The organism is Devosia sp. (assembly GCF_028290645.1).
Lineage (GTDB): Bacteria > Pseudomonadota > Alphaproteobacteria > Rhizobiales > Devosiaceae > Devosia_A.
The window spans coordinates 1-7,888 of record NZ_JAQGJL010000419.1 but is presented as its reverse complement, the minus strand read 5'-3'; the positions used below and the strand labels follow the sequence as shown (position 1 = coordinate 7,888).

The window sequence follows — 7,888 nt, the reverse complement described above, 5'->3', positions numbered from 1 at the left end:
CAGCAACACCGACTTGCCCATTCCCGCCGGCGCCTCGAGCAGGATTATGGGTTCCGGCCGGGCAAGGATCATTGCCTGGAGCTTGACGCGCTCGACCAGGCGAACGCCGCGGCGCGCTCTTGCATCGGCACTGAATGTGGTCAAAGGCACGCCCGAATTCTCCGAAGCTCGCAGAGATCGTCACCCACGCCGACGACGGATGCAATCGTCGGCATGTTCACGTCGGGTATCGTGGTGGTTGAAAGCGTCTATGGCAGGCTCGGCATCGGCCAACTCGCCTGGCAGGCGATCCCGCGCATCGATATCCCCCCGGGCGGCGAAGAAGCCAGTGGTCGAGGTCGATAATCTCACGTCCGCTTCGACATCCGCGCGGGGTTCTTCCATCGAGTGTCGCCGCGGGTGCATGCGGTCGAGGGCATCGGCTTCCGGCTGCATGCCGGTGAGACGCTGGCGCTGGTGGGCGAGAGCGCCTCAGGCAAGTCGACTACCGGCAAGGCGCTCTGCAACCTTGTGCCGTTCACCGGCGACGTCCGGATCAACGGCACCCATATCGGCGGGCTCAGCCCGGCGCGGATGAAGCCGGTGCGGCGCGACATCCAGATGATCTTCAAGGACCCCTATGCCTCGCTCGATCCGCGCATGCGCGTAGGTGAACTGGTGGGAGAGCCATTGAAGATCCATGGGCTCGCCACCGGCAGCGAACTGACCGACCGGGTCGAGTATCTCTTCAGGCGGGTCGGCCTGCCGCCCGAAGCCGCATCGCGCTATCCGCACGAAATCTCTGGCGGCCAAAGGCAGCGGGCCTAGCTTCAACCCTTCTGCGCCGCGGCCTTGGCCTGGATCGTCGTGTCCCGCACGTGCTCGAGATGCTCGCGATAGGCGAGCATTGCCGCCTCCGCGTCCTTCTCCATCACGGCATTGGCGATCCGCACGTGCTGGGCGACACTTTTCTCGATCACCCCGGGCACCGCACTGGCGATGCGGCGTACGTCGAGGCCGACGTCGTAGAGCCCCTGCGCGACGGCGTTCAGCAGCTGGTTGCGGGCCGCGGTGTTGAGGGCCTGGTGGAACTCGATGTCGAGCAGGCGAAAAGCGACGGGGTCGTCGTGGAACGCCCGGCCGTCGACAGCGAGCTTCAGGATCCGCTGGCGCGCCTCGGGGCTGGCGCGCTCGGTGCACAACCGCACCAGTTCGATATCGACCAGCGCACGGGCCTCGAACTGCTCGTAGACGTCATAGTCGGACATCGACAGCATCAGGTTGAACGGCGCCACGAGCCGAGACGGCGACAGGTCGGTAACCGTGTAGCGCCCGCCCTGCCGGCTTTCCAGCAGCCCCATCAGTGTCAGCGCCTTCAGCGCTTCACGCAGCGGCGGCCTTGAGATGCCGAAGGCGATGGTCATCTGGGCCTCGGTCGGCAGCCGGTCGCCGGTCCTGAGGTTGCCCGACTTGATCATGGACATGATGCGGTTGGCGACCTGCTCGGAGATTGAGCGGCGTTCGAGCGCCGGTCCGCCGAAATCGGTCTTCGGCGCAGGGCGACGACCGGCGACGACCAGCTCCTCGAAGCGGTCCGTCGCGGTCCCGGGCGTTGCCGGTTCCTGTCCCTGCCGTATCGACCTCGTCACCCCAGCAACCCTTCCGCCGCCGCGTGGCGTTTCGCCGCTGACTGGTTTGGCGGTGGGGTTAAAACTTGTCAAACTAATTTTTGTCTGACAAGTTGCGCCCAGCGAGTGAGAGCAGCGTCCAAGCCGCCGATGAAGCTAAGGGAGGGACGACCGTGACGCTCTGTGTTTCGGCTAACCGCAAGGTCGGCGCCACCGCGCTGGACCAGTCCGTATCCGGCTTCAAGCACCTCATCGACTCCGATGCCCCGGTTCCGGCGGGCAGGTAGGACGAACGCATGACCGACACCAGCACCAGCGACAGGCCGCTGCTTGCCGCCCGCGGCATTTCCAAGTCGTTTGCCGGCGTCGAAGTGCTGCGCGATGTCGATCTCGATCTGCGCCGGGGCGAGATCCATGCCCTGCTCGGCGAAAACGGCGCCGGCAAGTCAACCTTTGCCAAGATTGTTGCCGGCGTGCATCGGCCGACACGCGGCACCCTGACCCTCAATGGCATGCCTGTCGAGGTGACGAGCCCGATCGTCGCGCAGTCCCTGGGCATCACCCTTATCCACCAGGAGCCGATCTCCTTTCCCGACCTTTCCGTTGCCGAGAACCTCGTCCTCGGCCGCGCCGACGGCGGCTGGCTCGCCCGCGTGCCCTGGGCCGAGATGACGCGCGACGCCCGCCGGCTGATGGACCTGCTGGGGGTGAGGATCGACGTCACGCGGCCGATGCGCGGCCTCTCCATCGCCGACCAGCAGATGGTCGAGATCGCCCGGGCACTGGCCTCGGACAGCCGGCTCATCATCATGGACGAGCCGACCGCGCCCCTGACCCCCAAGGAAGTCGAGACGCTGTTTGCCATCGCGCGGCGGCTGCGCGACGAAGGCCGCACCATCATCTTCATCTCGCACCGGCTCGAGGAGGTGCGGGCGCTCTGCGACCGCGTCACCATCTTCCGGGACGGCAACAAGATCGCCACCGAGGATATCGGCACGCTGACCGACGCCGACATCATCCGGCTGATGATCGGCCGCCCGCTCCGCGAGTACATGCACAAGCAAGGCACGACCATCGGAGACGTCGCGCTCGAGGTCGAGAACCTCACGCTCCCCGGCGTCTTCAGCGATATCAGCCTCACCGTCCGCAAGGGCGAGATGGTCGGACTCGGCGGTCTTGTCGGCGCCGGCCGCACCGACGTCGCCCGCGCCATCTTCGGCGTGGCCCCGGCGGCCTCCGGCACCATCAAGGTCAACGGCAAGCCGGTGACCATCGCCTCGCCCGACGCCGCCATCGCGCTCGGGCTTGCCTTCGTGCCCGAGGATCGCGCCGTCGCCGGCATTTTCCGCACCCTCCCGGTCGAGCAGAACATCACCGCGGCGGTGCCGGGAAAGATCGCACCGGGCGGATTCATCCGCGGCGCCGTGGAAAAGGCGCTGGCTTCGGATTCGGTGAACAAGCTTCGCATCCGTCTCGCGTCGCTGCGCCAGCCGATCGGCGAGCTTTCCGGCGGCAACCAGCAGAAAGCGATCCTCGCCCGCTGGCTCCTGACCGACCCTACGGTGCTGATCCTCGACGAGCCGACACGCGGCATCGATATCGGCGTCAAGGCCGAGTTCTACGACATGATCGGCGAGCTCGCCGCCTCGGGCCGCGCCATCCTCCTCATCTCGTCCGAACTGCCCGAATTGCTGGCGCTCTGCGACCGCGTGCTGGTGATGTCCGAGGGCCGCCTCACCGCCAACCTGAGCCGCGCCGAGGCGACCCAGGAATCGATCATGCACGCCGCCGTACCCGGCGCGGCCAGCCGGCAGGGAGTGGCCGCATGAACCTGCTGCGCAACATCTTCCTCCGCCGCGAGGCGGGCATCGCCGTGATGATCGTGCTGTTCTGCATCGCGGTCGGCGCGGTGAAGCCGCAGTTCTTGACGCTCGACAGCCTCCGCATCATCCTGCTGCTCACCCCCCTGATCATGATCGGCGCCATGGGCCAGATGCTGGTCATCGTCGCCCGGCACGTCGATCTCTCGATCGGCTCGATGCTCGGCTTCTCGGCCATGGTCACTGGCATGATGTTCAAGTTCTATCCCGAGATCTGGTGGCCGGTGGGCTTCCTCGTCTCGATCGGCATCGGGGCGGCGCTGGGCCTGTTAAACGGCGTGCTGGTGACGCTCTTCCGGCTGCCCGCCATCATCGTTACGCTCGGTACGCTCAACCTCTATCGCGGCCTCACCTACATCGTCTCGAACGCCAAGCAGATCGACCGCCAGTTCGTGCCCTCGGCATTGAAGTCGATGTCGCAGACCTCCCCGATCTTCGGCATTCCCTGGATCATCTTCATCAGCTTCGGCATTGGGCTGCTGACCTATGGGTTCGTCATGCACACCCGCGTCGGGCGGCAGATTTTCGCGCTCGGCTCCAACCCCATCGCTGCGCCGCTGCGGGGCATTGCGGTGAACAAGGTGACGCTCCTGGTATTCACCATCTCGGGCGCGCTGTCAGGCCTCGCGGGCATCCTCTACGCGAGCCGCTGGGGCTTCGTGAATCCGTCCAATACCGGCTCGGGCTTCGAGTTCCAGGTGATCGCCGCGGTGGTGATCGGCGGCGTGTCGATCAATGGCGGGGTCGGCACGGTGCTCGGCACCGTGCTCGGCGTGCTGCTGCTCGGCTGCGTCGCCGCCGCCCTGCCGCTGCTCGGCATTCCCGGCACCACGCAGAGCGCCATCTATGGCGCCGTCATCCTCATTGCGCTGCTGATCGACCGCACGGTGCGGCAGCAGGGCATCGCCAGCCTCTCGAGGGCGCGCGCATGAGTGCCATCGAAAACCCGGTTGTGGTCTCTGCGCGCGAAGCGGCGCCGCCGCGCCCGCTCTGGCAGGTGATCGTCATCCGGCCTGAGACGATGACCCTGGTACTGCTGATCCTTGCGCTGTTCGGCGCGAGCCTCCTGTCCCCCTATTTCCTCGATTTCGGCTACATCCTCAGGAGCTTCACCCTCTCGGCCGAGTTCGCCATGGTGGCGCTGGTGTTGACCATGGTCATCATCGCCGGGGAGATCGACCTGTCGCCCGCCGCCAACATGGCGCTCTCGGCCTGCCTCTTCGCCTTTGCGCAGCAGGCCGGCATCCCGATGCCCATCGCCATCGGCATCGGGCTCGTCGCCGGCCTCGTCATGGGCGCCATCAATGCGATCATGGTGATCCGCCTGCAGATCCCCTCGATCATCGTCACCATCGGCACGCTGACACTCTATCGGGGCATCGCCCAGGTGATCGCCGGCGACAAGTCGATCCGCGTGCCGGAGTGGTTCATCGGCGTCAACAACGTGCTGATGGCCGGCATACCGGTACCGGTCATCATCTTTCTCGTCATGTCGATCGTCCTCGGGCTCGTCCTCGGCACCACCATCTTCGGCCGCCAGATCTACCAGATCGGCACCAACGAGGTGGCGGCCCGCCACGCCGGCATCCGCAGCCAGCGCATCAAGATGGGCCTGTTCCTGCTGATGGGGCTCGTCAGCGCCGCGGCCGGCATCCTCACCGCCTCCCGGCTGGGCTCGGTGCGCTACGATCTCGGGCTCGGCGGCGAATTGCAGATGGTGCTGATGGCCATGCTGGGCGGCACCTACATCTTCGGCGGCCGCGGCACCATCCTCGGGACCTTCCTCGCCGCCTGGCTGCTGGTCATCGTTTCGACCGGCATGACCGTCGCCAACGTCCTGCCGGCCGTCCAGCTCGTCGTGCTCGGCGTGCTGCTCGTCGTCTCCATCATCGCCACCAACGCCATCTATTCCCGCACCCAACGGTAGCGGGCAAGTCCGCCGGATCGAACCGGCACCCACAGGAGGAATGAAGTGCTCAAGAAAACTCTTCTAGCCGGCCTCGCTCTCGGCATGGCCATGGCAACGACCGTCGCCATCGCCCAGGAACCGGTCAAGATCGTCTATATCGGCAAGAACACCGGCAACCCGTACTTCGATTCGATCACCGGCGGGTTCGAGGATGCCTGCAAGTCGCTCGGCTGCGAGTTCGAATTCGTCGCTCCAGCGACGGCCGAAGCCACCTCGCAGATTCCGTTCATCGAAGCGCAGATCCAGCGCGGCGTGAACGTCATCGCCATCGCGCCCAACAGCCCCGACGCGCTGAACCAGGTGCTCGACTCCGCCAAGGCCAAGGGCATCCTGGTCCTCACCGTGAACGGCGACCTCGTCGGCAATGAAAGCCACCGCGACGCCACCATTCTGCCGGTCGATTTCACCAAGACCGGGCCGAACCAGGTCGAGCTCATGGGTTCGATGATCGGCTACAAGGGCGATATCGCCATCCTCTCGGCCACCACCGAGGCGCCGGACCAGAACACCTGGATCGCCGCCATGAACGACACGCTGAAGAACGATCCGAAATACAAGGACATGAACCTGGTGGCCACCGTTTACGGCGACGACCAGCCCGAGAAGTCGACCACCGAGATGGAAGCGCTGCTCTCCAACTATCCCAACCTCGTGGGCGTCATCGCGCCGACCACGGTGGGCATTGCGGCGGCCGCACAGGTCGTCCAGAGCCGCGGCATTGCGGACAAGGTGCATGTCACGGGTCTGGGCCTCCCCAGCGAAATGCGCGATTTCGTCAAGGACGGCACCGTTTCCGCCTTCCAGCTCTGGTCGCCCTACAATGAAGGCTGGCTGGCTGCCCACTTTGCGGTCGGCGTGCTCGGCGGCACCATCAAGAACGAAGTCGGCTCGACCTTCGAGGTACCGAACCTCGGCACCATCACCATCGCCGACAAGAATGCGATGAACACCCAGGCCGAACTGACCACGTTCGACGCCAAGAACATCGACGAATTCAACTTCTAAGCACCGGATCGGGCGCCGACCTCGCGGCCGGCGCCCGGCAGCAGCCAGGCCACCAGCCCGGCCGCGATCAATGCCCCGGCGACCTGCGCGGCAATGAACCCCGGCAAGTCGATCGGCCGGATGCCCGAGAACGTGTCGGTTAGGGCGCGGGCTATCGACACGGCAGGGTTGGCGAACGACGTCGATGCCGTGAACCAGTAGGCGGCGCCGATATAGAGGCCGACCAGCGCCGGCACGGAGGCCGGGCGGTTGCGAACGGCCGCGAGGATGACCAGCACCAGCCCGAACGCCGCCACCGCCTCCGAAAGCCATTGCCCGCCACCGCTTCTGGCATGCTGGCTCGCCTGCAGCAGCGGCAACTCGAACATTGCGTGGGCCAGCAGCGTGCCGGCAATGCCGCCCGCAACCTGTGCTGCCGCGTAGAGCGCCGCGGTCGAAGCACCGATCTCCCGACGCAGCGTCATGACCAGCGAGACGATCGGGTTGAAATGCGCCCCCGACACCGGTCCGAGGATGGTGATGAGCACCACGAGGATGGCGCCGGTCGGCAGCGTGTTGGCGAGCAGCGCTACGGCGCTGTCATTGGTCAGCCGCTCGGCCATGACGCCCGAGCCGACGACAGTGGCGACGACGACGCCGGTTCCAAGCGCTTCGGTTGCGAGGCGGCGGGCAAGATCGGCAGCGGGATAGGAGGGCATTGGTGTTTCCTAGGCAGCGCCGCCGGACTTGCTCGACGCGCCGTCCATGGCGCCGATCCCCCGCAGCTTGCTGCCGAGCACCATCCGGTCGATGGTCGCGTGCGGCAGGCTGACGAAGGCGGCGATGCGGTTGCGCATGAAGCGCAGCGCTTCTTCGAAGGCGGCCTTGCGCTTGAACTCCGGCCCCTCGACCGCCGCGGGATCTTCGATCCCCCAATGCGCCGTCATCGGCTGGCCCGGCCAGATCGGACAGGTCTCGCCGGCGGCGTTGTCACAGACGGTAAAGACGAAATCCATCCTCGGCGCCCCAGGTCCGGCGAACTCGTCCCATGCCTTGGAGCGCAGTCCCTCGGTGGGGATGTCGGCCTCGGCGAGTACCTGCAGCGTCAGCGGGTGGACCTGCCCCTTCGGCTGGCTGCCGGCCGAGAAGGCTTGGAACTCGGCGTTGCCGACATGGTTCAGCAAGGCTTCGCCGAGGATCGAGCGGGCGGAATTGCCTGTGCAGAGGAACAGCACGTTGTAGATGCGGTCAGCAGGCATTCTTGCCCTCTCCCGGTGAGCAGCATGGGGTGAATTCGGCTACCAGCGGCTCGCAGAGTTCCGGCCGGCCGCCGCAGCAGTCGTTGACGAGGAAGCTCGCGATCTCGCGCACCTTGTCCAGCTCCGCCCGGTAGATGATCGATCGGCTATGGCGCTCCGACGAGATCAGCCCGGCCCGTGCCAGCACTG

Annotated in this window: 8 protein-coding genes and 2 pseudogenes; 6 read left to right on the top strand and 4 right to left on the bottom strand. The window is 66.1% G+C overall.

What is annotated here, in order from left to right; all coding sequences use genetic code 11:
• Positions 1–207: 207 nt before the first annotated feature.
• A pseudogene (locus tag JWQ89_RS22175) lies at positions 208–309 on the top strand (glutathione ABC transporter permease GsiC); the annotation flags it as partial.
• 7 nt (positions 310–316) lie between these two features.
• Positions 317–801: pseudogene (locus JWQ89_RS22170) on the top strand (ATP-binding cassette domain-containing protein); the annotation flags it as partial.
• Between the two features lie 8 nt (positions 802–809).
• On the opposite strand, the gene JWQ89_RS22165 reads toward JWQ89_RS22170, so the two are convergent.
• Positions 810–1,628: a FadR/GntR family transcriptional regulator gene (locus JWQ89_RS22165; RefSeq protein ID WP_299644814.1), complete on the bottom strand. Its 819-nt coding sequence runs from the start codon at positions 1,626–1,628 to the stop codon at positions 810–812.
• A gap of 275 nt (positions 1,629–1,903) precedes the next feature.
• Between JWQ89_RS22165 and JWQ89_RS22160 the strand changes: the two genes are divergently transcribed.
• Genes JWQ89_RS22160 through JWQ89_RS22145 form a run of 4 tightly spaced genes read left to right on the top strand, consistent with a single transcriptional unit; the run spans position 1,904 to position 6,461 of the window.
• Positions 1,904–3,436 carry a sugar ABC transporter ATP-binding protein gene (locus tag JWQ89_RS22160; protein ID WP_299644812.1) on the top strand — a complete coding sequence of 511 codons (1,533 nt, stop codon included), beginning with the start codon at positions 1,904–1,906 and terminating at the stop codon, positions 3,434–3,436.
• A complete protein-coding gene (locus JWQ89_RS22155; protein ID WP_299644810.1) occupies positions 3,433–4,419 on the top strand; it encodes an ABC transporter permease in 987 nt (328 codons plus the stop codon). The genes JWQ89_RS22160 and JWQ89_RS22155 overlap by 4 nt, the downstream gene beginning before the upstream one ends.
• Complete coding sequence (locus tag JWQ89_RS22150; RefSeq protein ID WP_299644809.1) at positions 4,416–5,414, top strand: ABC transporter permease; 999 nt, start codon at positions 4,416–4,418, stop codon at positions 5,412–5,414. Before JWQ89_RS22155 ends, JWQ89_RS22150 begins: the two co-directional genes overlap by 4 nt.
• A gap of 45 nt (positions 5,415–5,459) precedes the next feature.
• Positions 5,460–6,461 carry a substrate-binding domain-containing protein gene (locus JWQ89_RS22145; protein ID WP_299644808.1) on the top strand — a complete coding sequence of 334 codons (1,002 nt, stop codon included), beginning with the start codon at positions 5,460–5,462 and terminating at the stop codon, positions 6,459–6,461.
• Here JWQ89_RS22145 and JWQ89_RS22140 read toward each other — a convergent pair.
• From JWQ89_RS22140 to JWQ89_RS22130, 3 genes are all read right to left on the bottom strand, one after another.
• Entirely contained in the window at positions 6,458–7,159 is a 702-nt protein-coding gene (locus tag JWQ89_RS22140; protein WP_299644807.1) for an aquaporin, read from the bottom strand. The genes JWQ89_RS22145 and JWQ89_RS22140 overlap by 4 nt on opposite strands.
• 9 nt (positions 7,160–7,168) lie before the next feature.
• The gene (locus JWQ89_RS22135; RefSeq protein ID WP_299644806.1) at positions 7,169–7,699 is read right to left on the bottom strand and encodes an arsenate reductase ArsC; all 531 of its coding nucleotides are present in this window, start codon (positions 7,697–7,699) and stop codon (positions 7,169–7,171) included.
• The coding region (locus JWQ89_RS22130; RefSeq protein ID WP_299644804.1) for a helix-turn-helix transcriptional regulator at positions 7,689–7,888 on the bottom strand (200 nt) is incomplete at its 5' end. The genes JWQ89_RS22130 and JWQ89_RS22135, both read right to left, overlap by 11 nt.

Coding starts and splice junctions, on each gene's coding strand:
- JWQ89_RS22160 (WP_299644812.1), top strand. CDS start 1,904: ATGACCGACACCAGCACCAGCGACAGGCCGCTGCTTGCCGCCCGCGGC.
- JWQ89_RS22155 (WP_299644810.1), top strand. CDS start 3,433: ATGAACCTGCTGCGCAACATCTTCCTCCGCCGCGAGGCGGGCATCGCC.
- JWQ89_RS22150 (WP_299644809.1), top strand. CDS start 4,416: ATGAGTGCCATCGAAAACCCGGTTGTGGTCTCTGCGCGCGAAGCGGCG.
- JWQ89_RS22140 (WP_299644807.1), bottom strand. CDS start 7,159: ATGCCCTCCTATCCCGCTGCCGATCTTGCCCGCCGCCTCGCAACCGAA.
- JWQ89_RS22135 (WP_299644806.1), bottom strand. CDS start 7,699: ATGCCTGCTGACCGCATCTACAACGTGCTGTTCCTCTGCACAGGCAAT.